Below are 26456 nucleotides of genomic sequence, written 5' to 3' on the forward strand. Positions count from 1 at the left end.
TTTTTTATTGGCAGCTCCTCCCTTTGTTTTTACAACAAACCCTAAATTATGCCCCTCACTTGTTGACCAATTACTTTCTTTAGCGTGCCGCTTATTAGCAATATTTGAAACGGGTAAAGATAGGACATTTCTTTTGTGTAAATCTCAATAGCATCCGTGTGTAGCCCCTGGTTAATGGCTATCTCAGCTCGACCTGGTAACGCCTTAATTTTTTCTTCTAAAGAAGTTAAATCATTAAATTCAACTAGTGACCTCATAATTCAACACACCCAGTTACAATTCTGCGTTGATACAAAAATACAACTCTATCAACATGTACCAAATTTCTTCAGCCGAAACTGATAACAACACGTGAATTGTAGTTTATAAGTTGAATTTAATTGCTCACGGACTTTATCAATCGTCATGTGCTTACACTTGCGAGCATTGACACAATCTCTTATCTGTTTGTATCGATAGTAAGCGTAACGAATAAAGGCGTTGAGCATGTCTCGCTCATACCAATAACGATACTCCTTTGTAGCTGCAACATTGATAACATCTGTATCATATGTCCATGTGCCATCAGTAAGTTGCATCTCTACCACCTCTCTTCATTTGCATATTTATATTTACGTGTTGATTCCAAACGGTCATGTACTTCGTTGTGGCATTTAATGCATAAGCATTGTAAATTATTTAGAGTCAATGACAGATGTGGATGAGTCTTTACTACTTTTATATGATGAACATTTTCGGCTTTGTGATAGCGACCAGCTGTTTACATAACTGACATTCATAGTTATCACGCTTCAAAGCTTCTTGTCGTAACTGCATCCACTCGTTTGATTTATAGAACTTCATAAGCTCACCATCAAGGATATGCTGTATCAGTTCTTGTTTACGTGCTTCTTTAACCAATCTTACTCACTACCTTCCAATCGTGTTGGTAGTTCATCATCTAAGATACTATTAACTAATTTCTTTACTACACTTGGGCCAATCTCATTCATCTTATTTGGTGTTGTATTACCTACCATATCAATTGACAGTACATCAAGCTTGCTAATAGTTTCTTTTCAACATAGTTCGATAAGTGCTTCAACACCTAAACAATCAGTAACCATTGATATTAATACAATCTTTTCTTCTTTTGTAAGTTCCATTGTTCATCCCTCCACAATTCATAGTTAAATGCATAATAAAAAGCCATACCCGATTGGATATGACTTAGCTAACATCTATTATTTTTTCTTGATAGTGTATACCTATTTTTAACATATTTATTTTTAAACATTTTTCTAACGTATCCTAAGATAAATATCGCAACCCCTTTTGAAAACTATACATATTATAGATTATAGAAAGGAGGGATATTTTATGGGATACTGCGGAGAATTTCGCGAAGAGTGTCGCGAAGAACGTCGCGAACGAAACCCATTCGCTTTAGTCGTTGTTCTATTCATTCTTCTGATTATTGTCGGAACTAGTTTTATGAATAGATGTTATTAATACCCAATACCACCAATGCCGCATATAATGCTCATAACTAGTGTAAGGTAATACTAATTTAACCTTACACCTCCAAATCATTATTAAGGGTCACTATCCTCCGGGTGATCCTTTTAAATTTTCCTCTTTCAATTTCATGCTCAACCTCTCAAGGCAAAAAAAACCACAACATATAGATGTGGCTTTGCAGTATTGACGTTTCCGCAAACGTCTATTTAGTTGTTATTGCCTGTTTCTTCTGTGTAGCCAATAGGAGAATTAATTTCTGAATCTGGTGATTTCAAAATATATACTTATGCTGGCAAAACATCGTTTTCTAGTGCTTCTATTACTTTTCAAAGCGGTAAGCTAATGAATAAAACACAAATGAGATTAGAATAATATTTTTTAGAAGTCACTTAAAGGATGCGATATAAATTCGAAATATTATCTTTGTTATTGTAGGTTTCTTTGGTTTATTTTTAACTTTCGCTGCATATGATTACTAAATTCGGCAAAGTGAATTTGGTAGCAAACATATCAAAAACCACATTAACTCTTTTCTTTATGTTCTTATCTTTATGGGCATCAAAAAACAATAAAAAAATCGACCAAGACAGCAATTAAGCATTTTGGTCATTTGTATATTTTTGATAAAATACTTTAGGTAGCGAACTATTTTTAATATTTCCACGTTGTGCAGTAATAAGTTTTATTCCACTGCATCTTTTTTACGCTTTAAAAAGTTGTTCTTGGACAGACAGTATTTTCCGTTCCAGTCCTGGTGCTTCTTCACTCGCTCAATGCCTCAACCAAACTGCTTTAATAGCTTAGCGATATATTGGGTAGCATTTTGTTCTGTAGCAACATAGCGAGCTCCACAGCTTTTGCTGTAGCAGATTTCGACTCCAATAGAAATACGGTTACCTTTCTTTAGTGCGTTAGGATCGTTGTTTCCACCACCATCACCACAATGAATTCATGCCTCCCATATTATACACTCCTTTTTCTTGCATAATAAAAGCCCTCCACAATCAAATCTGTGGAAGGCCTGATATTAAAGCATTTTATTTAATTCAAATACAAACTCTTGATAAGTTTTAATATTCCCACTTAAGTGAGATTCTTTTTTAGTAAGCTCTACTACTTCATCCACGACCAGATTAATATTCGTCTTTACGGTTTCAGTTCTTGAGCCAGGAGTAACACGTTGTTTTAATTCATTTAACAGCAAAACTCGTTCTTTGCATTTATCCAAATCAGCTTGTACCTTCAATAATTCTTGTTCCCATTCATCGATAAATTCTTGGTACGCTCTGATTTCTGCAATGATGGTTTCTTGACTACTTTTTACTTCTTGCACAGTAATCCTCTCCTTTCATCTACAAATTCGACAAAAGGAAAGGTTTCCCTCTAAATTTAGACAATAAATTTAACTATAAATCGTATCGAGATTCAGTAACATATACTGTTGCCCATCTCGATTGCTCTCATAGCGAATAATAAAAGCATTCCACAGATGATTGTTGAATGCATAATGTTTAAAATTTTACTCAGTTATAAATCCCCGTACAACGTCCCTATATACACCGTAAAAAACTAAACTTTCAAGATTGAATTGCTCTACTATATTCCATACTTGTTTACCTAATTCATCACTATATTTCATATCATAGTAAATCGCACGTAGCAAACAGCATTATTTGTTCTACTTTAACATTATCTATACCTTTAGTAAGGAATAAGTAATGACCAATGTAGCTATTGTTATCAACCCTGCCTCACTTCTTCAATTGACTCAATCATCCAGCTGTATTCTTCAATCCACTGCAATACATTTTCTCTCGTTACCTTGTTTTGCCTTTTCAACATAGGTTTGCCTCCTACCGTGTGATATAATGATGTCGTGAACACCATCAAAGGGTATAAACCAATTCGAGCTGTAGCGTGTGACGACGTTGCGGCTTTTTCTTAAAAAGGAATGATACTATGAATCAATTAATCCAATCTATCAGCTACATGCCAAGCTTGTAGGGAGTGCCGTTAAATCCCTTGACCTCCATGCAAGCTTGGGTTTCTCAAGGGAGCTGATATTTATGAAAAATCGTTCAAAAGCCTATATTCGCCATCAGAGAGAGCGAATTATTCGAAAGAAATGGGCCATTTTAAAAGACGTTATGTTAAGAGAAAGTGACTTCATGCCTGTACGCGGCAGATTGAGCAAAGGTAAAGTTCATTGCTCATGTAGAATGTGTCGATACGAGCAGTTTCACTCGATTCCAAAAACTAAACATAAAGCTAAATTAAAAACTATGGAACAGGAAATAGACGAATATGTCTATTTCCTTTTTCATGTCGCTATTCTTTCGTTTTATACTCAAATTGTTCAGCTTCTCCCTTGCGTAACGTTTTTTATAGTATATATTTAGAAGAAACACTTTCTTTTTGTGGAATTTAATAGATGGAAAGGAAAAGATTAAATGATTGAAATAATTTACGATATTCATTCACTTGAAGGTTCTTGTTATATAGAGGTTCTACCTGATCAATATAAAGGTGAATGTTGGAATACTTCTTCTATTTTCTTGACAGAAGAAAACTTTGGATACATTTTGCCTGCTTTAGAGAAATGCTACAAGAAATTTGATTACTTTGCTTTCAATGAAATAGAAATAGACACATGGAGTCTAATTAATATAGAACTGAAAAGTATGAAACAATTTTTAGATAGTAATCCTAATCCTAGTTCATTAAAAGATGTGATAGGCTTTCCTTACAACTATTCTGAGAGAGAGTTTAGAGAAAACTATGATACTAATAGTAAACAACTTATTTCAATGATTACTGAATTTCAATCTTGGATTGAACAAAAAAGTTCATCAACTAAGTTCATTTCTGTTTTAGGGATATAATCAGTGATCTAAATAAGTACTGTAAATCATTTATGGTGCTTTTTATGCAACTAGACCTTTGAAACGCACTGCTCTGAGCAGTGCTATTTTTATTTGTGAGGTGAGGTGAGGTGAGGTGTTACACCCTTTTCATTTGGTGGTGCTGCTGATTGATGAGCCTTGCTTCTACGCTGTTTAACTTCCTTGCGTACTACGTTCATTTAAGATGTACGAGCATTTGAGATAACGGATAGCATCTCAAATTGCCCCTATTGCTAGATGTTTGCTCCTTGTCAAATCCCATTAAAAAGTATGATTATTAATTTAAACTTTTTTTAATAAATATTGTGCAAAAAAATAAAAAGCCTAGGCTCAAAATTATTGAGTACCTAGGCTTTGCTGTTAGTTACTACGTTGTGCAATGATGATTTTTAGTCCTTCAAAATCGCCGCCTGTCAAAGTGCCTTGGTCAAATTTATCTAGCCATGACTTATCAATCAGCTTTTTATCGACAGATTGTTTGATGTAATCACGTACTGCTGCTTTTGTAGTTTCGTTTGTAAATTGCATAATGACATCATCCTTTTCTGTTTGTAGTTGTTTATCTAAACCATTTTTAATATCTAGCTTGAATTGTTCATCTGTGATTCCCATAGTTTGTAAATACGGAAATGGATCATTATGAGTTGTACCACCTAAAGTATCTGCGACCCAACGATGCGTCTTAATACCATTGCCACTACTATCTAGTACAATAGGTATTCCAGCCTCTTTTGCAAGTTCTCTTAGTAACCAAATGTAAGCGGCATAATCCTTTTTAAATTGCTCCTTGTCATTTGTTCGAGCCAACTCTACTTGTGCATAGCTAAGTGGATTACCTATAGGACCACAGCCATATTGCACACGATTAACTGGCGCGACTTGTACGATCCGTCCACCACCGCCTACCCAGTGTGAAGTAAAGGCAGTCGCTTTATTTTGATTCATAAAAGCTAGTTCATTTTCCAAAGCATCCGGTCCATAATTATTCGGATTGCCAGATTCATGAGCAATAACATATTTAATCGCAGTTAAAGCTACGTTCGGCAATCCTGACATTAAGCGTTTTTCTATAATATAAGTCATTTTCTCATCTCCCCTCTTGTCGTATTTTTGAAAAAATCAATACCTGGATCTATATTTTTATCATCCGTCAATTTAAAACGATTCAGAATTCAATTTATTTCGCTCAATTAATAACCAATAACAATACGCTAATTCCTAACGGTTCTAGCATAAGAAGTGCAACTGGAATTTTATAAACAAGTATGATCAATAATACTAATTTACTAGCGATTCCACTACTACAGAAACTTTACCTTTTTATTTAACCTAGTTTTGAGCAAACCTATTGTGAAATCAATTGTATTGGCACCTAAATTTAGCCTAAACTATACATTTAACTTTGAACTATCTGATTTTAAAAAACGTTGTAACCATTCAATCATACTCATGTTCCTCATCCTCATTTTATTAATTGCAAAATAAAATCCCTCCACAATTATCTGTGGAAGGCATAAAAAAAACGCTAGCTTTTGCTGCGTTTACTTGTTTTCGTTATGTTGCTTCTCCATTTATACAACACAACCTCTTTTAAATTGCTGATATTTGTTCCTTTTTCTATCAACCCTACCCATGCGATAACTAGCCCACTAGTAACATTGAACCTATTCCATAACACCCCAACCAATAGAGATAATTCTACAATCACATGTTTCAACGCTTCGATTTGTTCTTGCTGTATTTGTGCCTCAGACTTTGGAAACAATCCTGAGATAAGCTAATGAGACGATATCGATACATCAACTTTTGCAACAAATTTTTGATGCAGTTTTAGGCTGAATGACTCCTGGTATTTCAAATGTGAGTACGTTCATGTTTGCACTCCTAAACTGAAACTTGTAGATGACACATATCGATAATTTGTGGATTTAACCAGAGGCTTTTACATCCTTACTTGTATTCATATAATCTGTTGACCCAAATCTATCAGTTAATGATTTCATTGTTGTCCTAACGCCTATCATTAGAGTTCTTGTCGAATAAATCATACGAAACAATCAATTTCAAAAAACACATATACAAAACTGATATATAATCTTAAAATATGAATAATAAAACAACAAGGTGGTGTGTTTAATGAAAAAGAAATTATCAAAATTATTGCTTGTATCATTACTCACTGTTTCAGTAGTAGCTCCTGCATCAGCATCAGCTAGTAACGTAGAGATAACTCCTATGTGTAGTTTTCTTGGAAACCTTTGTAGTTTAATTAAGTAATTTTCTATCGGGATAGGGGTTATTCTCTCCTATCTCTTTTCTATTCCATTTTGAATCGTAGTCACTAATAACCATTGTGCAAATATAAAAAGCCCAGTCTCAAAATTCAATTTGAGTTTCTGGGCTTACTAAATGAATACTATTAATTTTGTTCATAATTTGATTCAACATTGCTAAATCATCATCGCCCATCTCTGCAATATAAATCTATCCAGATAGCTAGTTCTTCACCATTCATTTTGTAACTATTAAATTTCTATTACTGATTTTCTATTGGTATGATTACATACACTAACTGGCTTAGTAGCATGTCCATGGTCATCTGTACACCAAGACTGAGATTGGAATGCAAGGAATATACCAACCCATCTATTCTCTTCCTCAAAATGAATGAGTACACCACCATCTTGCCATATCCCGTCGTCTTTTCTAAAATCTCGACTATTTCCTTGATTCATATGAATATCATGAATGCCTCTGCCTGGAGAAAAACCGAAATATTTATCTTTTACATTTTCATTTTTGAATTTTTCTCCATAAGCATAAACTGTAGCTTTTTTTGTCATAGCCTCTTGCATATATTTATTCACTTTCTCATTTAAGTCATTGTCTGGTCCATTTTCTGTTGCAGGGAGAGGAATCATTTTTGAGGGATCGAATAAGCCACCGCGAATATAATCTAATGCAATTTCACGATTTTCACTAGTGACCTCTGTAAATCCTTCTTCGTAATTTGGAATAATTGTTATCTGCTTCGAGTTAAAATCTTCACTAACAAAATACAGGACTTCTGAAGGCTTTATCTTAGAGGCAACATTGATCGCAATCCTATAATTCTCTTCGCTTTTGTCCTTCTTTGTTGCGCGAATATGCACTTCGTAATGAGGGGTTTTGTCAAATGAATCCACAGGTCTCACGTCAACAACTTTACCTTTTAACACTCCGTACTTGAATAATGGCATAGAATATAACCTCCAATTTAATAGATTTTTTCCATCCTTAGCTCACTTCGTGTCTGGTTTTAATTTTAATTTTGCCAAAATGAAAAGTTAGTCAAAAAGTGACCTATTAATTAATATTTTCATCTTGCTTGATAAACGTATGGGAGTACCTAGTCTCTTCAGACATTTTGATGGTTATCTTCTTAAAATACTCATTTGTTTTTACGCACTCTATAACACTTATTCTATCATTCCCAAAAATGGAACTTCAATCATTTATTCACGCCAAATTTCGACGTCCGCACCGCCACTTTGTTGGTTACATTGTTCTTGAAATTGTTGACTGCTATGCATTGTTTACGATTGTCGGTGCAGTGACTGACATTTTACTGGTGAGAATATTCCTTTCCAGTTAAGCTTTGCAAATCGTTTAACAAAAGCAATAATAAACATCTAAGTTTTTGTTGATTTTTCCTGTTTTTTGTTTTATATTTACAATATCCATGTGCTGTTTAACAGGTAACTGTTAGGCAGCTTTTTGTTTAATTCAAGTATCCGCCAGGCTATTATTAATTTGTATATATAATCTGCTGTTCAATCCCTCGTAAGATTAGACAACTTTTTCATTGCCAACACGTAATAATTTTTGGTACACCCATGCTATTTCGATTATCCCACATATCACTTAATATTTTTGATCTCGGCCAACCTCTGGATCCACCACTTATACCAATCATTCACGATAACTTTAACTGTTGCAGGCCACTAATAACCCTTACCTACTTCCATGTCATCAATTTTCTGACTAACATGCTTCTAAACTACGAATCATGTCATATACTCGTTCAACCGCTACTATAATCTTCCATGATCAATTTAACCTCCACTGCACCGATAGCTGCTTGATTATTTTCATGAAACCCACCATAGAAAGTCTCCATTTCACACTTCTTGGCAGCTGCTACTCGATCAGTGTTTAGCGATCTAGTATGTAGCCATATTCCTTTTTTTGTCTAGAGACATAATCCAGTTGCATATTTTAGGCTTTCTTCTTTTTATCGCTTTGAATTGTTGTGAATAAAGTGGTTTTCATAGATGTTAATTTGTAAAAGGAGCTGTTATGAATGTCTTCAAAAAAAGTATCTATCGGTCTTACACAATTTACAGACTTTACTTTCAAAGGCGTTACCGGTAAAACCTCAATGGTTAGACAAATAAAATATCAAGATGAATACAATCCTGCTTTTGATTACTGGAAACCTTTACGAGATGGTATTCGAAAATTTCATGAGAAGGAATTTAGTAACGATTACCTGCTTGCTCTTGCTAACAATGCTTCTCAAGCAAAACAAAAGAATTACTTGGAAGCAGTCAAAGCACATTTAAAATTTATTAAAAATAAAGAAATTGAATGGTTTGACCCAGGCAAGTCCAATTGGTATAGCGACTATTTAACGGTTCGTTCATCTCCAGAACTTGGATTAAAGATTGATGGTGTTCCACACTTAATCAAGTTATATTTTAAAGGGAAGGACGAACGAATTGATAAAAATAAATGCCGCTCCTCTTTGACACTACTAAATCAATCTGATTTCACCATTGAGCATTCTCCTGATATAAAACCGGCCATTTTAAATGTCCAAAAAGGACGATTAATTTCAGATGAACCCTCTACTGAGGATCATCTAATTGCGCTTGAATCTGAAGCAGCACAATTTATGGTCATCTGGAACAAAATTTAATGAAAATCATTTACTTTGGTTAATTTCTGGTACAGTACAAAGAGAAGAGAATATACTATTTTAATAAAAAAAGTTACTAGGGATATCATAAAGGAAGGCTACTCTTTAACGAGTGGCCATTTTTGTAAATTCTTTTCGATTCATATTAATTCATTATATAGAAATAAAAAGCCTCATCCTATTTGATGAAGGCTTAGTTCCCGCGATATATTTATTTTTAAGTTAGTTCACTTTTACACACATAACACATTTAACTAGGCGTGTACATAAAACTTTGAATTGACACAAATACCGAAAATAAAAATAATCCGATTAGAAACCAACCGTAAACTTTCCTCTCCCTCTGAAATTCTTTTATTCCTAAAGTTAACATAAATAATCCTAAGAATAATATCATTAAATAATTCAGCTGGTAATCCTGTGTGATAAGTCCATAAGCCGAGAGTGAGAATGCTATGATTGAAAAAACAATTTGTAAAATTTTCAGCAAAACTTTCCTCTCCTCTTTTAAATTGAATTTTTTAGAGTTTATTTCATAATGCAAATACCTTTAGTATGTAGTGATTCCAAATAAGAGACATCTCTTCTAAATTAGTATAATGGTAGTGACTAAACAACCCAAACATAAAAAAAGTAGAATAATGCAATAAAAAGGATCATGATGACTATTCTAAATTTTCAGGTTCATCAACGTAAAAAGAAAGAATGTATCCACAGTTTCGACAATATTCTGCTGATATAGGTGAAGGTTTCTTTCTAACATTTTTTTCGGCATACATAAAAACTTGTCCAACAGTTGCTCCCATTACACCTTTTTTAATTTCTTCACTATTGCATTTCGGACATGCATAATTTCCCACCGAAAGTCCCTCCTTCATATTTGTTTACTTTTGGTAATTTGAGATAATTCTATATTTCCAACTCTTTTAGTATTAAGTTTTTCCAAATAAAAGAAGAAGCACCGGGTATAATACGAACAGCTAAACAACCAAAACATTCCAAAAGGAGAATAACACCTCATAACTATTGTAAAACAAATGGGTCTATTTTAGATACAACAATTCTCTGAAATGGAAATACGCTGTAGTTCACCCCCCTATATGTTACAATAGAACATCGAATTGCAAAAAACATTTTCTGCGCTGTAATGTCTGTAAACGCTGCGACTTTTCTATGTTATTATTTACATATAGTGTGTGCAAAGGTGATGTAAATGCCATTTGTAAGAAAATACATATATATCATTTGTTTTTTAATAATGTTTTTATTTAAAACGATTTGGAATTATTTCAGAAATGGTAATTGGGCCTTACTTGAAAATTTTTTCTTTGCCTTATTGTTTGTAATCTTTTATGCTTTCGTGACTTGGGCATGGGATAGTAAAAAGTATGAAAAGAAATAGCAAGTGTTTTAAGCCTCCAATGCTATCTAGTTTCTGTATATCCATCTTTTGACCGCCGCAAATCAAACACGCAAAAGGCGATGCTTTTATTCAAGCATCGCCATCGTAAATAAATCTATTTAGTGTCCATTACTGCATAGTAATTATTTTCACTATCCGCAAAATTAAATACTCTACCTGAAGGCATATTTACAATTTCTCCGACAGTAACGTTTTTGTTTAATAAGTCATTATATAATTGATCGAAATCTTTTGAGGAAAACATTAAAGAAGGTGCACCAAGATTTAACTCAGGTGACATTTTCGCAATTAATTCTTTATTATGAAGAATAATACTTGTCTCAGCGTCTTTAGTTGGAGCGATCTCAATCCATCTCATTCCTTGACCGTTATCTTCCTCTGAAATTACACTAAATCCAACTTTCTCTGTCCAAAACTCTTTTGCTTCATCTTGGTTATTAACGTACAACATAATTTGACCGATTTTACTAATCATTAATTTTTACACTCCTTAAAAAAGTAATTACTAGCTCATTAAATTTTACTTACCTTTACGATTACTTCAGCGACTCCACAAACTCACTCAAACGGTCCCATGTCTCTGTGATGCCTTGTAGCATGCCCATATCCATTACGGTCTTAAGTGCCTCTGCAGACACATATTCTGCACGGTTTATCACCTTAGTCTTCCCACCCAAATCGATGAATTCCAATGTCATCTGAGTCGACGGCATAGAGTCATTCAAATTGCCTTCAGCATCCGAAAAGTAATCGGTATAGCTGATTTTCTCAGGCTCTATAATCTCCTTATAAATCCCTTTCCCCCATGCTTCCATACCAAAAAAGTCACCTAGATTTTCATCAACGCACTTCATACAGTAGTGCCAAACGCCTCCCGGACGAAAATCAACGGTGCAGACTGGAATTTCCCATCCTCTCGGCCCCCACCAACGTTTCAGATGCTCTGGCTCTTTAAACATCTTGAATAATAAATCTCGTGGTGCATCGAAAACGCGCTCCAGTATAAGTTCGCGATCGTTTTCTACTCTTGATACCATTGGATTGTTTGACATTGTATTTCCTCCTTGATGATGAAATGGTTTTATGATTTTTCTTTTTTCTGCAATTCCTTCAAATACTCATCTAAATCATCAAATCTTTCTTGCATTACACTCTGGAAGGACTGTATCCAAGAATCCAGTGCTTGGAATGGCTCGGGCCGGAGCTTGTAGATTCGACGATTTGCTTCAGCCTGCACTTCCACAATCCCATTGTCGCTCAGTACTTTTAGATGCTTTGAAGTTTGGGGCTGCCTCAATCCCAGTTGGTCGGCAATCTCACCCACGGTTAGAGGACCCTGGCGTAGGAGTTCGACGATATTCATACGATTTGGTTCAGACAAAGCGCTCAACGTCGTTATGTTTACGCCTGGATTTTTCCCTGACATGTCACTCACCTCGTAAAATGATGGTGCCGGTAAAAAACTTCTACAACAGCACAGGTATTATTATTCCTGATACCCAAAATATACTCCAATAAGAATATTCTTGTCAAGGAATATTCATGACATAGATCGGTCATAATCATTAAAGATAAAATGTAGATGTATTAATTTTTTCATAAAACTTTCTAATTTGTTAAGATGAAACTAAATTACGCCAAAGGTGGGATTCAAATGAAACTTCTTGATGTAATGACTGTAATTATTTTAGGTTTTTTTACAGGGGTTTTACTTAGTGATGGTGGAATAAAACTTCATGAAAGTGGCATCCATATTTTATTAGGTTGCATTTTTTGGATGTTAACTTTCATCTTTTTGCGTATGCCTTCTTCAAAACCTTCCAGAGAATATAAAGAGAAATAGTATTCTTCTTTCTTCTTTTTGACGTAAAAGGCAAATTGATCGAAGCGAGGTAGCTTACATGAAAAAAAGTGATAAAGCAAAGATACTTTTATTTCCGCTAATAATGGCATTAGCCTGCGTTAAGTATTCAATTCATTGAGGAAACTTAATAGTCGGAGTTAATCCATTTTACAATGTTTGAGAATCTAAGAATGTTTGTAATGGTCTTTTTAGCAATCTATCTATTTACTACTGTTTTTGTAGCCCCTATTCATATGTATCTATCTAAAACGTTTGAAAATAAAATAATTTCATTTACTTTATTTATTGTAGGTTTAATTTTGATAGGGTACATTGATGTCTGGATCAACCTAAAATCTTTGTATTTACTTTTCCCATTGTTCTCAATTTTATCCTTAATCCAATTCGATCAGAGTTAAGAAGGGACTCCCAAAAATCAGGAATCCCTTTCTTATTTCTTTAGAGTTATCGAATGCGTATTCTCCATTAGAAAGAAGCTACTTAGTGATTTTCAAGGATTTAAGGAGCTTTTCTTCCTACTGATATGATATAAGCAGCATCATTAACTTCTACATCCTTATTAATCCAGAAAGACTGGCCCTTTTTAATTTCGGGAATTTTTTTATTTCCTGGTCTAATATATGAATCTACTGAAATCCAACCTGAATTCATTTGGACTAGTGGTTGAATATCCGTTTTTCCTTCGGGAACCGTTTCTCCAGTTAAATTTTGTGCCTTAATGCTAAGTCCTGAATTCACGATTTTAAAAGCACTTAAGTGGAAACTACCATCGATATAACCATTTGTGTAATCATTTTCATCAAAAAAATCGAACGGTTTTCCTACTAAGACCCTTTTATCTTTTATATGAAGTAATTTAAGATCATTAATATACTTATATTCGATGTCTGTATGATCTAAAAATAAGCGTATAGGCAAAAACATAGCATCTTTTTTTAAGACTGGGATTGTATCCATTTTAACTTCTTTCTTATTTACATAAGCAATCTTAGAATTAATAGTTACATCAAATGAATTATTTAAGATTTTTACAGTAGCTGTTTTAGAATGATGATTATAAGAAACTTCCCCACCCATTAAATCCTGTATAGAACGAAGAGGAACTAACAATCGCCCTTGTTGATTAAGAAATGGAGAACTCGGTTTTGTATAGAGAATAAAATACTTATCCATTTTTAGATAAATAGGTGTTTCTTTATCCGGTAAAGATGAGGTAGCAGCCATTGAACTTATTGGATAAACTGCTAATAAAATAAATGTTACAAAGGATGCTATTAATAATTTGAGATTACGATTCACAATTTCTCCCCTATTTATAAATTGGTGTGTAACTTAAACAATTAAAAAATCGCCTCACTGTCGATTGATTAATTTTTGATGCTAAACTCCAGCAATTATAGCGTGCCGTATTTTACCATTTGTGGGTAAAAACCATATAAAAATCATAAATTAAAGTACTCCAAAATTACAAAGTAACCCGCTGCTCCGTATTTGAACATAAATCTTGTCTTCTGCATATCATAGATGGGTTATAGTAGTAAAAGTGATTCTAGAAATTGATACTCCTGGTGAACCGAATCATACTATATTGTACGAATTGGAGCTTATGACGACGCTTAGGATTTTTATGTTACAGTACCATAAAGTATAACGAGGTGATATTTGTGGAAAAAAATGAATTGATCTGCAAGGCTTGTGGTGACAACTCTTTTGCAACTGGACAACTTGGTCATGGTCGTTTTACGACAGACGGTAATATTAGGCCTATAGGATCTTTAATCGCTTCTGGTTCTCCACTCATTTTTTCATTTTGCAAAAATTGTGGTGAAGTAGCTTCGATTAAAGTAGCTAAACCGGAAAAATTCAATTAATCTCTCGAAACAGGGTCACTTCCATCGAGTGAGCTTTTATTAAGTTTCTTTCTTCATACTGTTCAATAAATCATCTAACTTCTTTATAAGAATCAAAAAGTTTAATGAACGCTGGAATGGCTCCTTCATTCAAAGAATACATATCGTTTAAATAAAACCTTCCTGTATTTGTGTTAGCGTAAATCCATAAATCGATCTTATCTTTTGAGCCATTCTCGTATATTACTTCAAGCTCATATAATGGACCTTCATCTGTATGACGTCCTGATAAAATAATGGCATTTTGCATTGCATCTTTCATAACGTTGATTTCAACAGTATTTTCAATTTCTCGTTTATTGAACTCAATGTTTGCACCTCGTCCAATGACAATTATTTTTCGAATTTCACCCGCAAATTCAAAAGTTTTGACTTCAGTTTTTATTCCTTCACTGCACCCTACAAGAAGCAACAAAACCATTAATACAACCATTTTTTTCACTAAATCTCAAACCTCCTAGACTTGAAATTTAAAGCATAGTTACAAACCGCTGGAATTTCCATTGCTTATTGTCTTTCTGACACGACCCTCCTATTGTCAGAAATTGAATATATCCATAGGTTTAATAATATCCTAATTATGTTATATTTTCACTAATCACCAATCCAAGTATTGGGATTTGCGATGCCATGAAAACATCTTCTTCAATCGGGAAATTCATTTATTGGATAGGCTTTTTATGTATAAGTGGACTTGAAACATCGCTCGGTACATTTGATTACAGTTCATTAATTCCGAATAAATCTGTAGCACTACTATACATTTTTAAAGGAATTGCTTTAATGTTATCTTCTAACTTTATAAAAAGTAGAATCGATCAATAAGTATACCCTAGTGCATAATATCTTTCTGTCATGATCTATGTTTGCATTCAAGAAAAGTAGTAAATAAAAAGAATTTATCGGAGAGATTATCGTGATCATTAGGAGTGCAAAAGTTCAAGACTGTCATTTATTAAGCCATTTAGCCTATAAGTCAAAAGCCTACTGGGGATATACAGAAGATTTTCTGCAACAATGTATAGGTGATTTGACAGTAACAAAAGAGTACATAGAAAAAAATCAAGTTTTCGTCATGGAGAGCGACAACAAAATCGTAGCATTTTATAGCTTTACTATTAATGAAATGAAATTAGATGCATTATTTATAGCGCCTGATTATATCGGTAAAGGATTCGGGAGAATAATATGGGACCATTTATTGAATAAAGCAAAAGAGTTAGGAATAAGCGAGTTTACCCTTGAAAGTGAACCTAATGCAGAAGGTTTTTATTTAAAAATGGGAGCAAAGAAAACAGGCACTACCCCATCTATTATGTTTCCTGACCGTCATCTCCCACTTATGAAAGTTAAAGTATAAAGGCCATAAATACAATGATAATTTTCAAATTTGGTAATAGCTAATTAACTATCGTAAGAAAAATCTTTACCATAAACCTAATGACCCTTAATAAAGCGTATTCGAACTTTTTCCGAATACGCTTCTATTTTCTAATAGCGAGGAAATAAAATAAAAATCGCCGCATTATTTAATGAATCTTTGCCACTTCCAACTTCCTTTTATGTAAATAATTCAAATAAAATAAAATGATCAATACTAGACCTATTTTGCACTTTGCGTGGTGTAATTTCGTTGAAACATATGCAATTAATACTGAAAAACTTAGTATTCGTTCATTTCAGCTGTCAGAAAAAACCCTTCACAGATATGTGAAAGGCTTACTCTAAAAAAGCTATTTGAAATATACCTAATGGTCTGGTCTTCAATATTTCATTCATAAAGGGTACACTTTATTAGTGCACAGCCTTTTTATTGATTAGCTTAACACTACCAAAAGCAATTACCAACGCGATTAAAGATATAACAAGTGGCGCAATAGAGACAGTATTTCCAAACATCACTTGCGATGGTAAGGCCGAAGCCTCTCCCCATTGGTTGCTAGGTGTATAAAACATTGTTAATAGTATACCTGATAGCACTTGCAAAACTAAAAATGCTACCACGAAAAACCCTACAAATAATAGGTGTTTTTTCAAATTTAACCCTCCTTTCTTTATTAATACTACGGCTCGAGTTTAAATAAGTTTCACAGAATCCTATTACCGCCATAGATGATTTGTTTAGAAATTATTCTGTATCCGCATTCTTGCCTAGCTGTAGCGTCTATAACACACTGTCCTTTTTTATGTTATAATTTACACATATTACATACTGAGGTGATATCATGGAAAACAATAAATTAATTTGTAAGGCTTGTGGTAATGATTCATTTTCTGAAGGTAAACTTGATGGTTATGCCGTTTTAAGACCAGTTGACAAAGTTTTTTCTAATGGTTCTCCACTTATTTTTACTCTGTGTCAAAATTGCGGAGAAGTAGCTTCAATTAAGGCTGAAAAACCCCATAAGTTCACTAGTTCCAAATAGTTTTGTTTAGGGTCATTTGATAGTGACCCTTTTTAATCGTTTCCTTCAAAAAATAAACAACCCGGCCATTAGCTCCGCTTCATGTACCTTTCCCACATCTAATAGGTTCGATATTTTTAGCCGTAAGATGTCTTCTATTATTTTTCCTACAATTTCTTTATTTCGATGACTTTATAAGATGAAAAATCACAAACAGCAATAAAATACTGATAGTTTGCAGGAAATGAAGAATATAAATAAGCTTGGTAATATTTTTATATCAATTACTGCAATCAATTTATGATATGCTAAGGTAAAATGCTAATGAAATATATTTAAATAAATATTAGTTGCTATAACCTATAAAATCGACATTCCAGATGCAGGGTAGCACAATGAAAAGTATTATCTATTATCAGTCTTTACTACAATACTTAAAATATCTCTTATTGTATCAATAACAACTTCTGGCTTATCAAAATGTATCGCATGCCCAGCATCTTCAACGACAATATGTTGCTTAATTGTTGACAAGTTTGCAAGCTCTTTCTGAAGTCTCATCCAAGCAGCCATTGATTCCTTTGTATGAAAAGGCTGCAAACCTCCTGTCACGACAATCAATGGGATATTTCCAAAAGATTTAGAAGTACGAACTTGCTCAAAACTTTCTTCAATCTCATTAAGAGATCCTTCTATAGTAAATTGATTATAATACGCTTCCTGAACTTCTTTTGTAAATAAGGGAGGTAATATTTTATTTTGATCTTCATGAGATGAATCTAAGAGAACTACTCCTGCGACTTCCTCTGGATATTTACTTGCAAATAATCTTACATTTAATCCTCCAATTGAGTGACCTACTAATACATACGGAGGCTTTACACCTGCTTTTTTAAGTAATATACGTAAGTTATCGACACTTTGTCTACTATGTCGAGGTCTGTCATCCATTTCACTTTTTCCGATTCCTGCTCTGTCATAAATAAACATTCTTGAGAACTTTGATACTTCATCTTTAATCGAATTCCAGTTTTCTAAAGTAACTCCATACCCTGATTCGAAAACAAGTGTTGGACCATCGTGATGTTCCCCTAACAATTCATAGTATAGTTCAATACCACCTATATCTAATTTTCCCCCTGTTTTATTTTCAATAAATTCACTCATATTTAATCCCCTTTTTATAGAGTTAATAAAACTTTTTCAAAATAAAAAACGGTAAAAATTAAGCGTTTATGCATTTTCCTAAAAAAAAACGTTTAGGTCGTTCAATTTTCTCTAGAAGATAATGTTCCAATGCAGAAATGAAATACCATTGTTCTACATCATTGAAGAGATACATCCAGCAATTTCAGTACTATTATCCTTAAACATTATAATTATCACTTTTAATCAATTCATCTAAAATAGTCCAATTTGTCCTTATATACTGACAAATATAATTCTTCATTTCACCTTGATTATACCATATATTCCGAATAATATATTTTTTTGTTATTAATCAGATAAATAATCACCTTCCCCTCACTTCCCTATCAATTCAATTACTACCTACTATATTTTGAGTAGAAATTTACTTTTCAAGAGCGATGATAACATCGCCCTTTTAATATTCGCTTTTCCGCACTATGGTGGCTCTGAAATTCACTAGGAATCATGTTGACTATAAAAACTTCGATACGACAAACTCAGATTAATCTCATAGAAAAAAGCCAAGCTCAATTTTTATTGAGTAACTGGTCAGTATCATTTTTTAACCTTTAAACCTAACAATTCAGCAAAGCCAATTGCTTGTTCAGTGGAAATTACACAGCCACTTAAATTTTTTATAGTTACATTTAATCGTTCAAATTTACACGTACTAATATCCACATTATTTAGAGGCGTATCTCTAAAATCAACTTCATCAATATTACAGCGTTCAAATTTCACTTTCTTAAATTGGCAATCGTAATAGCTTGTCCCACGTAATGAAGACTGATCAAAACAAATCTGTTTTAATCTTGCTACGCCAAAGTTACATAAATTCATTACACAACCTTCAAAAGAGACGTTCCCTAAATGGGCCTCCGAGAAATCAACACCTAACAGTTTGCAGTTTTTAAATGTAACCCGATGTATAATACCTTCGTTAAATTTTGAGTTAGATAAATCGCAGTTTTCAAAGATTACATCCGTCATATCAATTTTGTTGAAGTTCGAGTTAATCAAAGATACTTTTTGAAACAAAACTTTAGATACAATTAAACGTTCAATACTATCATTCTCTCTATTTATTTTCGTAATCAATTGATTCGATAGATAAGGTTCTTCATCATAAAAAATGTCTTCAAAAGTTCCTTGAGGCAAGTCATTTGGAATAAGCGGGTGTTCAATTTTAAATTTTGTCGTCATTTTATTTGTCCTTTCTCATTTTAGTTAATTTCATAATTATCCATTAAATCCAAACCGAATATCCAATATCTTACTCTATTATAATGGATATATCTTTAATAAAAAGGCTTTCCCTTATATGTATATGAAAATCAAATGACCACAATCTAAAGATTGTGGTAGAAAATAAAACTGAGTTTTTCCTTATTATTTATTACGTTTTGAGGAAGTGTTTTCGTTTTGTTGCTTTTCATGATTTGCATTGTTCATTTGCTCTTTCGTTAGATCATTTTCTTCACGCACATCTAAATCGTCAGGGCTCAAATCTGCTCCAAATTCTACTTGGTCTTCTTCACTTTTAGCTCGCTTTTCTTTTGGCAAAAATATCACCTCCGATATATAAATTATCCATTTTGGCGTAATTTATACTTGTAAGAATGAAAGCTAAATGTTAGGAAATGAACGTTCATAATGGTCAAATTATTTATAAAGTTAAAAATGGTCAGCTTTGTAAGTTAAAAGCACCTGAAGGAACCATTATAGAATTTCGCGATAATAAAGGAATATAAAAGTGATCAAGGGATATTCTTCATCCCTCGTCGCTTTTTTCAGAAATATGCCAGGTCTCAAAGTTGAGTCCTGGTCTTTTGTTTAAATAGCTAAATGTAGCTCTCCTAGTTTTTTACTACTTATAATCCTCTAATTTTTTGTCCAAACTATAAACAAAACCCCTTTATTCCACAAAATTACACAAGAATTTCTAAAAGTAGGGATTAAAAAATGAGAAAAAAAATTACGTTAATAGTAAGCTTATTAGCTGTACTATTGCTTTCAGGATGTTGGGATGTTACTGAACCACAGAGAATGTACTATGTGGACGGAATTGGTATCGATTATAAAGATGGTCAATATGAAATATATATGCAAATTATCAATTTTGCTAATGTCGCTAAATCTGAAGCGCCTACTCCTCAAGCTGCACCGTCAGAGATTGGATTTGCAAAAGGGAAAACGATGGAAGAAGCCTTTTTCAAATTATATCGCTCGATCGACCAAAAAGTCTTCTGGGGACATATGACTTTTCTTCTTTTCACAGAGGATGCTTTGAAAAATGAGAATGCGATTCCAGTCATTGACAGCTTTTTACGTCATCGGGAAACGAGATATCAAATATTGACTTTTTGTACAAAGGAGCCTATTAAAGATATTCTTTTAGTCACACCGTTATTAAATAAATCACTAACTGCTTCCAAACTTAGCAACCCAATGCATACAAAAGAGCTACAAACTTTTGTAGAGCCCGTTGATTTGCGAAAACTAATTATCGACTTAAATGAGCCGAGTCATGAAGTGAATATTCCATCTGTTGCAATCAACAAAAACTGGGAGACGACCGATGGGCCAACAACGGAAACTGCATTAACAGGTTTCGGTATAGTTTCAAAGAATGGATTTAAAGGCTATCTAAATGATGGGGATGCAAGAGGTATACAATGGATGTATGATAAAAAAACTCGGGGAGACGTAACTATTAAATTAGACAATAAAGAAAACGACCACTTAACCGTTGATTTAGAAAAATTAAGTACAGAAATAAAACCAATTGTAAAAAATAATAAAGTAACATTTGAAGCTGATATAAAATTAAATGCGATTATCAATGGTTTCGAAGGTAAGGTAAGCACCGATGAAATAAGAAAAGGGATTATTAAGGAAGTGAAAAAAGATATTAAAAAATCATATGCAGGGGGCTTAAAAATAGATGTTGATGTTTTCCGTTTATCAGAGCATCTATATCGAAAAGATGTGAAGACATGGAAAAAAATACAGAAAGATGGCAAAATACCTTTAACTGAAGATACACTTAGTAAAATAAATATTACCGTAAATAAAGTGAATCCTGGTCGAAAAACATTTGCTGAAACCATTAAAGAATAGCTATCTAAAACACATTTATGTCAACTATCCAGCGTTCTATTCAATTCATTGAAATAAATTCTCATTAGAACTTTGATTTATCGTACGATGTGTTATAATGCTGTTAGGCTTAGCCATTATAAGGGCAAGACCAATTCTGAGCTGTAGCGTCGTCATACGCTACAGCTTTTTATGTAGTGAAGTAAATTATCTAGTGGTTATGAATATTATTGCCTCCCCCCAACTGTGAAGGCTCATTATTTCAACAGCTTAATCGGAAGACGAACCACTATCATTACAACTTGAAGTATCAGCGAAACTAGCAACACTGTCTGAGCAATTGTGTGTATTTGAATCTTCTACGGATACAAATGTACTTATTGCATTATGATCAATAGTATGCGTATTCGAATCATGGGAATGACTTCTTGCTGAACGATCATTAGTAGGTGATTCTTTTTTTAAGATGTTCATCACTACCACTAAAATGATGAAGCCCATAATGACAATAAAGAACCCCATTCTTCCCCCCTTTCTATAAACCATTTTTAACCATTAATAATTGTACTCAGCATCCAATAGAGTATATTTAAAAATATCGATAGGGTCGCCTTGTTCATCTAAAACTGTTTCAATACGCTCCCAGCCTCTTTTTTCATAATAAACTGAAGCATTTTCTGTTTTTAAGAATACTTTTGTATAACCTATTTTTTTCATATGTTCTAGCAAAGCTTTGATTAAATAAAAACCTATTTTTTGACTTCGATAGGAAGGTTCAACAAATAAAGATGCTAACCAAGGTTTATATTGAGGCCTTTCTTTCCAATCATTTTCAAATACAGATACGGTTCCTACACATTGACCATCTACATTCGCTATAAAAGTAATTGGAAATTCATTTACATATGTCCTTTTAAAAAAATCGACAACTTCTTCATATGTTTTTTTACTGCGAGTTGCTACAACAAATTCTTTGTAGACCATTTCTGCAACATCTTCTATATACTCTGGCTTATTTACTAATAAATCAATATCCATCAATCGCTCCCCTTTTTTCTTAAAATTCGTTCGTCACAACATTGAACCCTAACATTTCAGCTTCATGACGATCGAAGCTTTCATCTAAATGCATACACCAAAATATTGAACGTACATTAGGACTTACTAACTCACTCAGTTTACGTAATGACAAGTGCACATTGCCTTCATAATCAGCTTTACAAGTATCGACGTAAATATAATCGTAAACCTTCGTCGATTCAATTGGAGTTCGTAAAGATGCTTTTAGGCTATTTGTATCTCCCGTAAAATAAATAAGTTTATCATCTATATATAATTCAATGGAATAAGAAGGAATCTCTTGAACATGGCTAGATCTTTCGAATAGTACTTTACAGAAATTTAGTTTGTACTGTATATCTGAGCTAATTTTTTTTGTAATGCAATGAACTTCCGGGATAATACCATTAATGGCCAACAATTCTTCAATTTTCACATCATAAACGGAATAAACAGAAACATTCGGTTTTGCCATTTCGCCATGGCAATAATAGCTATAAAATATAAAATCAGCAAGGCTTCCTACGTGATCAGCATGCGTATGAGTGATCAATACATGGATGTGCTCGATACCTTCCAGTACATTATTTTCCTTAATACGGTGGAAAATATTGCTACCACAATCAATTAGCAACATTTGATTTCCTACTTTATAATACGCTGAATTATTACCTAACTTCGTATTAAATGCACTTCCAGAGCCGATAAATTTCAACATAATGTGAGCTCTCCATTTCCATTAACTTGCGTTATTTTAAAAATACTGCTGTCAAATTTTAACCTCAAATATGTACAACATACTTGAGGTTTTCTGTAAAAAAGCAACACTTTATTAGATTAACAGAGCTATCGATTACTTATATTCCCTTTTCAAAATAGATAAAATAACTAAATCCACATACTTTCCTTTTTCAAATTCATGCTCTCTTAACGTACCTTCTTGATAAAAATTTAATTTTTCCAATAATCTAATGGATGATTCATTTTCAGGGTCGACTTTTGCTTCTATTTTATTAATGTTCATCTCTGTAAAAGCAAAATCGATGATACTACTTAATGTCTCTTTCATTATGCCTTTTCTCCAGTAAGAAGGAATTAAATCATAACCAATTTCTATACGATTATGGGCTTTTTCATAGTTTAAAAAACCACATGTTCCAATTACTTTTTTGGTTGTAGGTTCTTCGATAAGCCATCGTAAGCCACTCTGATCTTCGAAAATTTTTTCATACCAACTCATTTCATTTTTTGAATCCTCCACTGAGTTAAAAGGATCCAATGGTATGTATTTCACAACACTTTCATCTGAATAAAGCTCCAAAAGATCAAAACAATCACTTTCCTGTGCTTTTCGTAATATAAAACGTTCCGTTGCTAATTCGGGGAAATCCATAAAGTTGAAATGTACGCTCATAAGTATGCCCCTTTTCATATAGTAAACTTCCCTTTTATAGTACCATATTATGCAATTTAAGGTATTCATTGATATATCAGAGGACCTGCTCAAAACGATATGAGACAGGTCCCTCCTTTTATCATTGTCTTCATTTCACATGACGCTTAAAAACTTGGATCTAGCTCTGATTGAATTTCTCCTTAATATTTTTCGGTAACTCATCCCCATTCATTACTTGGGGTTCACCAGTGTATCCATCTAAGCTTCTAGGGACACGGACGATTGTTCCTTTTTCAAAAGGTTTTTCAGCAAAAAAACTTACCACCTTTTCATTTCCATCCTTATCATACCCCTCTAAAGCATATACAAAATAACCATTACTATTTGGCGTTTGTTCTTCCTCGTTAATTTGAACATAGTAGTCTTTTTCTATCAAGGCTCCCTTTTCACCACAACCAACTAAGAAAGTAGCAAGTAATATTGTCATTGCCATGAATTTCATCATCTTCATTTCTTCTGCCTCCTCTTTTCTAACGAAATCGTATCGTTATTAAAGAGTATAGATTATCACTTCACTACCTTAAATTTCGAGACATGACAGTTAGCTGACAAAATTGTCATCTTACAGCAATAAACTTGGTTCCTATTATTTATCTTGCACCCCCTGTTATGTTCTTTAATGTTTTCAAGATTTTTTGACGTTCAGCTTCAAATTCAATAGCTTGTCCATCTTCTATATCACTGTCATATTGACGTCGTTAATGGAACCAGTCAGGGATAATCTCTTTATATTTTTGATGATTGGATCGATAAGTACGCTGTTGTCGTTGTTGCTTTTGTGCTGCAAATTGAAGACTATCCGCTTCTACTTCCTCAATGGATGTAACTTTCTTATTCGTCCAATCTTGTAGAATCTTTTCTACGTAATTCCAACGAAGGACATTGTTTTCTACTGCTAACTTCATAGCATGCATAACAAGGTCTTCTGACAGATCATCAATCCAATGATCGATTTTTTTGTGACATGAGCGACTAGAGAGCCAAAGCCATTTTGCTCATAAAACTGGAATGCCGTTTGTAGTTTTGGAAGGTTTTCACCTGAGGAATGGCTCCTTTCATCATCATTATTATTATTTAGTAAATTATTATTTAGTGATTTATTATTACTTAGTAGTGACGGATTAACCGTTCTCGGCTTTTCACTATACGGTTCAGCTCGTGGTGTTTCGAACACAAACAGTTCCAATTTCCCGAATTCCCCAAAGTTTGTTCTTCCCTGCATCTTGTGGCCCGCTTTCGTTAACTCCTTAATAGTGTTAGCCGTGGATTCACGACTGCATTTGCTATGAGTGGCTAAATTAGAAATACTAAATGACCAATCATCTGGCAATGACAACATATAAGCAAGCAAACCTTTTACTTTCCAGCTTAAACGGCTGTCATTCAAAAATCCTTTGTCTAACACTACAAAATTCTCCTTTTTGTGAACCCTAAATATAGCCATGATGCCCCTCCTTGTAAATTCTTTGAGTTGAGTTAAAAAATAAGATTCCTCTCTCATTTATATACAGATTTTTCACAAAATAAGGGACAAACATTTTGATTAAAATCTCTTTAGAAAGCAAAAAAAATAGGACACGCTACAATAGCAAGTCCTGGTTTTTACTTTTTATGGTCTGTCAACATTTTATTTATATAATTCTTTATAAACGATTACTTTTAGTGCCAAAATTTCTTCGTCTGTTAATTTACCTTCCATTTCTTGAATGACCTGTTCTTTCGTCATTGAACCATTTTGTACTTTTGTTCTTATATTATTAAGCTCCGAAATCCCAACTTTTTGAATGATCACTTTTGTCGCTTCTTCTTTTGTTGTAAACGGCAACTTGCTGCTATCTGCAGTTTTAGCCTCTTCCACAAAAGATTTTAATTGAGGGTCGCTTTCAATCGTATTTTTAATTTCATCCAATTGTCCACTTTCCTCTAATTCTGATGAAATTGTATCAGCGACCTTTTCAGATGCATACTTCACGCCAAAATGATAAACCCCATAACCAATAGCACCGAGAACAATGACAATAACCAGAAGGAATTTAATGAATCTCATATTCTCACACTCCTTAATTCTAAACTTTATAATACTATATAGTGTGGAAAGATGAGAAATGATAACCTTGCGGAAAAGGCGTTTTTCAAATTTATTCCTCTTTTAGAAAATAAAAGTACCCGCAAGTGTTCAAGTTCAGGATACCAATCTGCCGTAACACGGTAAATTTAATTCGTTCATCTGGCGTTCAGGGTGTAAAACTATCTAATAAAAATCTCCCGGTTGACATTTTCGACCAGGAGATTTTTATTTATTTGACATACTTCAAATACTTTTTCACAAAATCTACGATGTAAAGCACTTCTTCTTCTGAAATAGTAAATAGACTGCTCACTTTTCGTAGTTTAGCTGGTGATTTTAATTGTTCACGCACTTGATCAATCCTCATGTATTTACATTTACGAGGGTTTACACAATCTCGAATCTGTTTGTATCGAAGGTAGGCATAGCGAGCAAAAGCATTTAACATCTCTCGCTCTTGCTCATCTCGTTGTATTTTTTTCGCTGCTTCATCGATCACGTCTGAATCAAAAGTCCATGTACCATCTGTTAATTGCATAGTACCACCTCTTTCGTTGCGTAAAGTTAATGACAAACATGGCTGCACCTTCATCAGCTGGCATTAAGTTTGCCTCCATT

At 33.5% G+C, this 26456-nt stretch carries 36 protein-coding genes and 2 pseudogenes; 11 read left to right on the plus strand and 27 right to left on the minus strand.

Annotated elements, in window-relative coordinates; all coding sequences use genetic code 11:
- Positions 1-41: 41 nt before the first annotated feature.
- The 3 genes and pseudogenes from ACFCYJ_RS10875 to ACFCYJ_RS10885 form a co-directional block, all read right to left on the minus strand.
- Complete coding sequence (locus tag ACFCYJ_RS10875) at positions 42-257, minus strand: hypothetical protein (protein ID WP_376073995.1); 216 nt, start codon at positions 255-257, stop codon at positions 42-44.
- A gap of 51 nt (positions 258-308) precedes the next feature.
- Entirely contained in the window at positions 309-578 is a 270-nt protein-coding gene (locus ACFCYJ_RS10880; protein ID WP_376073996.1) for a hypothetical protein, read from the minus strand.
- Positions 579-580: 2 nt separating this feature from the next.
- A pseudogene (locus ACFCYJ_RS10885) lies at positions 581-843 on the minus strand (HNH endonuclease).
- Positions 844-1359: 516 nt separating this feature from the next.
- Here ACFCYJ_RS10885 and ACFCYJ_RS10890 point away from each other — a divergent pair.
- On the plus strand, positions 1360-1491 hold the full coding sequence (locus tag ACFCYJ_RS10890) for a YjcZ family sporulation protein (RefSeq protein WP_376073997.1): 132 nt from the start codon (positions 1360-1362) through the stop codon (positions 1489-1491).
- 790 nt (positions 1492-2281) lie between these two features.
- On the opposite strand, the pseudogene ACFCYJ_RS10895 reads toward ACFCYJ_RS10890, so the two are convergent.
- Together ACFCYJ_RS10895 and ACFCYJ_RS10900 are read right to left on the minus strand one after the other, a co-directional pair.
- A pseudogene (locus ACFCYJ_RS10895) lies at positions 2282-2446 on the minus strand (XlyB); the annotation flags it as partial.
- Between the two features lie 81 nt (positions 2447-2527).
- Positions 2528-2833, minus strand: a complete 306-nt coding sequence (locus ACFCYJ_RS10900; RefSeq protein WP_376073998.1) for a hypothetical protein — start codon at positions 2831-2833, stop codon at positions 2528-2530.
- Between the two features lie 733 nt (positions 2834-3566).
- Between ACFCYJ_RS10900 and ACFCYJ_RS10905 the strand changes: the two genes are divergently transcribed.
- Both ACFCYJ_RS10905 and ACFCYJ_RS10910 read left to right on the plus strand, forming a co-directional pair.
- A complete protein-coding gene (locus tag ACFCYJ_RS10905; protein ID WP_376073999.1) occupies positions 3567-3899 on the plus strand; it encodes a hypothetical protein in 333 nt (110 codons plus the stop codon).
- Positions 3900-3950: 51 nt separating this feature from the next.
- On the plus strand, positions 3951-4382 hold the full coding sequence (locus ACFCYJ_RS10910) for a hypothetical protein (RefSeq protein WP_376074000.1): 432 nt from the start codon (positions 3951-3953) through the stop codon (positions 4380-4382).
- A gap of 381 nt (positions 4383-4763) precedes the next feature.
- Here the strand turns inward: ACFCYJ_RS10910 and ACFCYJ_RS10915 are convergent, their stop codons facing one another.
- Positions 4764-5486 (minus strand): peptidoglycan recognition protein family protein, encoded by a 723-nt coding sequence (locus tag ACFCYJ_RS10915; protein WP_376074001.1) that lies wholly within the window; start codon positions 5484-5486, stop codon positions 4764-4766.
- 1053 nt (positions 5487-6539) lie between these two features.
- Here ACFCYJ_RS10915 and ACFCYJ_RS10920 point away from each other — a divergent pair.
- Positions 6540-6680 (plus strand): hypothetical protein, encoded by a 141-nt coding sequence (locus ACFCYJ_RS10920; RefSeq protein WP_376074002.1) that lies wholly within the window; start codon positions 6540-6542, stop codon positions 6678-6680.
- Between the two features lie 248 nt (positions 6681-6928).
- Here ACFCYJ_RS10920 and ACFCYJ_RS10925 read toward each other — a convergent pair whose 3' ends face one another.
- Positions 6929-7642 carry a DUF2278 family protein gene (locus tag ACFCYJ_RS10925; RefSeq protein ID WP_376074003.1) on the minus strand — a complete coding sequence of 238 codons (714 nt, stop codon included), beginning with the start codon at positions 7640-7642 and terminating at the stop codon, positions 6929-6931.
- Positions 7643-8745: 1103 nt separating this feature from the next.
- Between ACFCYJ_RS10925 and ACFCYJ_RS10930 the strand changes: the two genes are divergently transcribed.
- Complete coding sequence (locus ACFCYJ_RS10930) at positions 8746-9363, plus strand: hypothetical protein (protein WP_376074004.1); 618 nt, start codon at positions 8746-8748, stop codon at positions 9361-9363.
- A gap of 250 nt (positions 9364-9613) precedes the next feature.
- Here ACFCYJ_RS10930 and ACFCYJ_RS10935 read toward each other — a convergent pair whose 3' ends face one another.
- From ACFCYJ_RS10935 to ACFCYJ_RS10955, 5 genes are all read right to left on the minus strand, one after another.
- The gene (locus ACFCYJ_RS10935) at positions 9614-9907 is read right to left on the minus strand and encodes a YczI family protein (protein WP_376074005.1); all 294 of its coding nucleotides are present in this window, start codon (positions 9905-9907) and stop codon (positions 9614-9616) included.
- 121 nt (positions 9908-10028) lie between these two features.
- Entirely contained in the window at positions 10029-10223 is a 195-nt protein-coding gene (locus tag ACFCYJ_RS10940; RefSeq protein ID WP_376074006.1) for an acetyltransferase, read from the minus strand.
- 657 nt (positions 10224-10880) lie between these two features.
- A complete protein-coding gene (locus ACFCYJ_RS10945) occupies positions 10881-11261 on the minus strand; it encodes a VOC family protein (RefSeq protein WP_376074007.1) in 381 nt (126 codons plus the stop codon).
- A 61-nt stretch (positions 11262-11322) separates the two neighbouring features.
- Positions 11323-11838, minus strand: a complete 516-nt coding sequence (locus tag ACFCYJ_RS10950) for an SRPBCC family protein (protein ID WP_376074008.1) — start codon at positions 11836-11838, stop codon at positions 11323-11325.
- A gap of 29 nt (positions 11839-11867) precedes the next feature.
- Positions 11868-12212 (minus strand): ArsR/SmtB family transcription factor, encoded by a 345-nt coding sequence (locus ACFCYJ_RS10955; protein WP_376074009.1) that lies wholly within the window; start codon positions 12210-12212, stop codon positions 11868-11870.
- Between the two features lie 228 nt (positions 12213-12440).
- Here ACFCYJ_RS10955 and ACFCYJ_RS10960 point away from each other — a divergent pair, with 228 nt between their 5' ends.
- On the plus strand, positions 12441-12629 hold the full coding sequence (locus tag ACFCYJ_RS10960; RefSeq protein ID WP_376074010.1) for a hypothetical protein: 189 nt from the start codon (positions 12441-12443) through the stop codon (positions 12627-12629).
- 519 nt (positions 12630-13148) lie between these two features.
- On the opposite strand, the gene ACFCYJ_RS10965 is transcribed toward ACFCYJ_RS10960, so the two are convergent.
- Entirely contained in the window at positions 13149-13949 is an 801-nt protein-coding gene (locus ACFCYJ_RS10965; RefSeq protein ID WP_376074011.1) for a copper amine oxidase N-terminal domain-containing protein, read from the minus strand.
- A gap of 365 nt (positions 13950-14314) precedes the next feature.
- On the opposite strand from ACFCYJ_RS10965, the gene ACFCYJ_RS10970 reads away from it, so the two are divergent.
- A complete protein-coding gene (locus ACFCYJ_RS10970) occupies positions 14315-14521 on the plus strand; it encodes a hypothetical protein (RefSeq protein ID WP_376074012.1) in 207 nt (68 codons plus the stop codon).
- Between the two features lie 70 nt (positions 14522-14591).
- Here the strand turns inward: ACFCYJ_RS10970 and ACFCYJ_RS10975 are convergent, their stop codons facing one another.
- A complete protein-coding gene (locus tag ACFCYJ_RS10975; protein WP_483869478.1) occupies positions 14592-14993 on the minus strand; it encodes a YhfM domain-containing protein in 402 nt (133 codons plus the stop codon).
- 197 nt (positions 14994-15190) lie between these two features.
- Between ACFCYJ_RS10975 and ACFCYJ_RS10980 the strand changes: the two genes are divergently transcribed.
- Together ACFCYJ_RS10980 and ACFCYJ_RS10985 are read left to right on the plus strand one after the other, a co-directional pair.
- A complete protein-coding gene (locus tag ACFCYJ_RS10980) occupies positions 15191-15385 on the plus strand; it encodes a hypothetical protein (protein ID WP_376074014.1) in 195 nt (64 codons plus the stop codon).
- Between the two features lie 91 nt (positions 15386-15476).
- Positions 15477-15920, plus strand: a complete 444-nt coding sequence (locus ACFCYJ_RS10985) for a GNAT family N-acetyltransferase (RefSeq protein ID WP_376074015.1) — start codon at positions 15477-15479, stop codon at positions 15918-15920.
- A 434-nt stretch (positions 15921-16354) separates the two neighbouring features.
- Here ACFCYJ_RS10985 and ACFCYJ_RS10990 read toward each other — a convergent pair whose 3' ends face one another.
- On the minus strand, positions 16355-16597 hold the full coding sequence (locus ACFCYJ_RS10990; protein ID WP_376074016.1) for a hypothetical protein: 243 nt from the start codon (positions 16595-16597) through the stop codon (positions 16355-16357).
- Between the two features lie 188 nt (positions 16598-16785).
- On the opposite strand from ACFCYJ_RS10990, the gene ACFCYJ_RS10995 reads away from it, so the two are divergent.
- Positions 16786-16986: a hypothetical protein gene (locus tag ACFCYJ_RS10995; protein WP_376074017.1), complete on the plus strand. Its 201-nt coding sequence runs from the start codon at positions 16786-16788 to the stop codon at positions 16984-16986.
- 384 nt (positions 16987-17370) lie between these two features.
- Here the strand turns inward: ACFCYJ_RS10995 and ACFCYJ_RS11000 are convergent, their stop codons facing one another.
- The 3 genes from ACFCYJ_RS11000 to ACFCYJ_RS11010 form a co-directional block, all read right to left on the minus strand.
- Entirely contained in the window at positions 17371-18132 is a 762-nt protein-coding gene (locus ACFCYJ_RS11000) for an alpha/beta fold hydrolase (protein WP_376074018.1), read from the minus strand.
- Positions 18133-18711: 579 nt separating this feature from the next.
- Complete coding sequence (locus tag ACFCYJ_RS11005; protein WP_376074019.1) at positions 18712-19359, minus strand: pentapeptide repeat-containing protein; 648 nt, start codon at positions 19357-19359, stop codon at positions 18712-18714.
- A 186-nt stretch (positions 19360-19545) separates the two neighbouring features.
- Entirely contained in the window at positions 19546-19728 is a 183-nt protein-coding gene (locus ACFCYJ_RS11010; protein ID WP_376074020.1) for a hypothetical protein, read from the minus strand.
- 390 nt (positions 19729-20118) lie between these two features.
- Here ACFCYJ_RS11010 and ACFCYJ_RS11015 point away from each other — a divergent pair, with 390 nt between their 5' ends.
- Entirely contained in the window at positions 20119-21276 is a 1158-nt protein-coding gene (locus ACFCYJ_RS11015; RefSeq protein WP_376074021.1) for a Ger(x)C family spore germination protein, read from the plus strand.
- 249 nt (positions 21277-21525) lie between these two features.
- Here ACFCYJ_RS11015 and ACFCYJ_RS11020 read toward each other — a convergent pair whose 3' ends face one another.
- From ACFCYJ_RS11020 to ACFCYJ_RS11060, 9 genes are all read right to left on the minus strand, one after another.
- Positions 21526-21777: a hypothetical protein gene (locus tag ACFCYJ_RS11020; protein WP_376074022.1), complete on the minus strand. Its 252-nt coding sequence runs from the start codon at positions 21775-21777 to the stop codon at positions 21526-21528.
- 33 nt (positions 21778-21810) lie between these two features.
- Entirely contained in the window at positions 21811-22293 is a 483-nt protein-coding gene (locus ACFCYJ_RS11025; RefSeq protein WP_376074023.1) for a GNAT family N-acetyltransferase, read from the minus strand.
- A 19-nt stretch (positions 22294-22312) separates the two neighbouring features.
- Positions 22313-23032, minus strand: a complete 720-nt coding sequence (locus tag ACFCYJ_RS11030; RefSeq protein ID WP_376074024.1) for an MBL fold metallo-hydrolase — start codon at positions 23030-23032, stop codon at positions 22313-22315.
- A 135-nt stretch (positions 23033-23167) separates the two neighbouring features.
- On the minus strand, positions 23168-23728 hold the full coding sequence (locus ACFCYJ_RS11035; RefSeq protein ID WP_376074025.1) for a GNAT family N-acetyltransferase: 561 nt from the start codon (positions 23726-23728) through the stop codon (positions 23168-23170).
- A 160-nt stretch (positions 23729-23888) separates the two neighbouring features.
- Positions 23889-24221 carry a DUF1093 domain-containing protein gene (locus ACFCYJ_RS11040; RefSeq protein WP_376074026.1) on the minus strand — a complete coding sequence of 111 codons (333 nt, stop codon included), beginning with the start codon at positions 24219-24221 and terminating at the stop codon, positions 23889-23891.
- Positions 24222-24468: 247 nt separating this feature from the next.
- Positions 24469-24684 (minus strand): DnaD domain protein, encoded by a 216-nt coding sequence (locus ACFCYJ_RS11045; protein ID WP_376074027.1) that lies wholly within the window; start codon positions 24682-24684, stop codon positions 24469-24471.
- Positions 24672-25214, minus strand: coding sequence for a helix-turn-helix domain-containing protein (locus ACFCYJ_RS11050; RefSeq protein WP_376074028.1), 543 nt, complete (start codon positions 25212-25214; stop codon positions 24672-24674). Before ACFCYJ_RS11050 ends, ACFCYJ_RS11045 begins: the two co-directional genes overlap by 13 nt.
- 183 nt (positions 25215-25397) lie before the next feature.
- On the minus strand, positions 25398-25817 hold the full coding sequence (locus tag ACFCYJ_RS11055) for a hypothetical protein (protein ID WP_376074029.1): 420 nt from the start codon (positions 25815-25817) through the stop codon (positions 25398-25400).
- A gap of 250 nt (positions 25818-26067) precedes the next feature.
- Entirely contained in the window at positions 26068-26412 is a 345-nt protein-coding gene (locus tag ACFCYJ_RS11060; protein ID WP_376074030.1) for a hypothetical protein, read from the minus strand.
- Positions 26413-26456: the final 44 nt, after the last annotated feature.

It is taken from the genome of Lysinibacillus sp. NPDC056232, from assembly GCF_042267565.1.
In the GTDB taxonomy this organism is placed as follows: Bacteria; Bacillota; Bacilli; order Bacillales_A; family Planococcaceae; genus Lysinibacillus.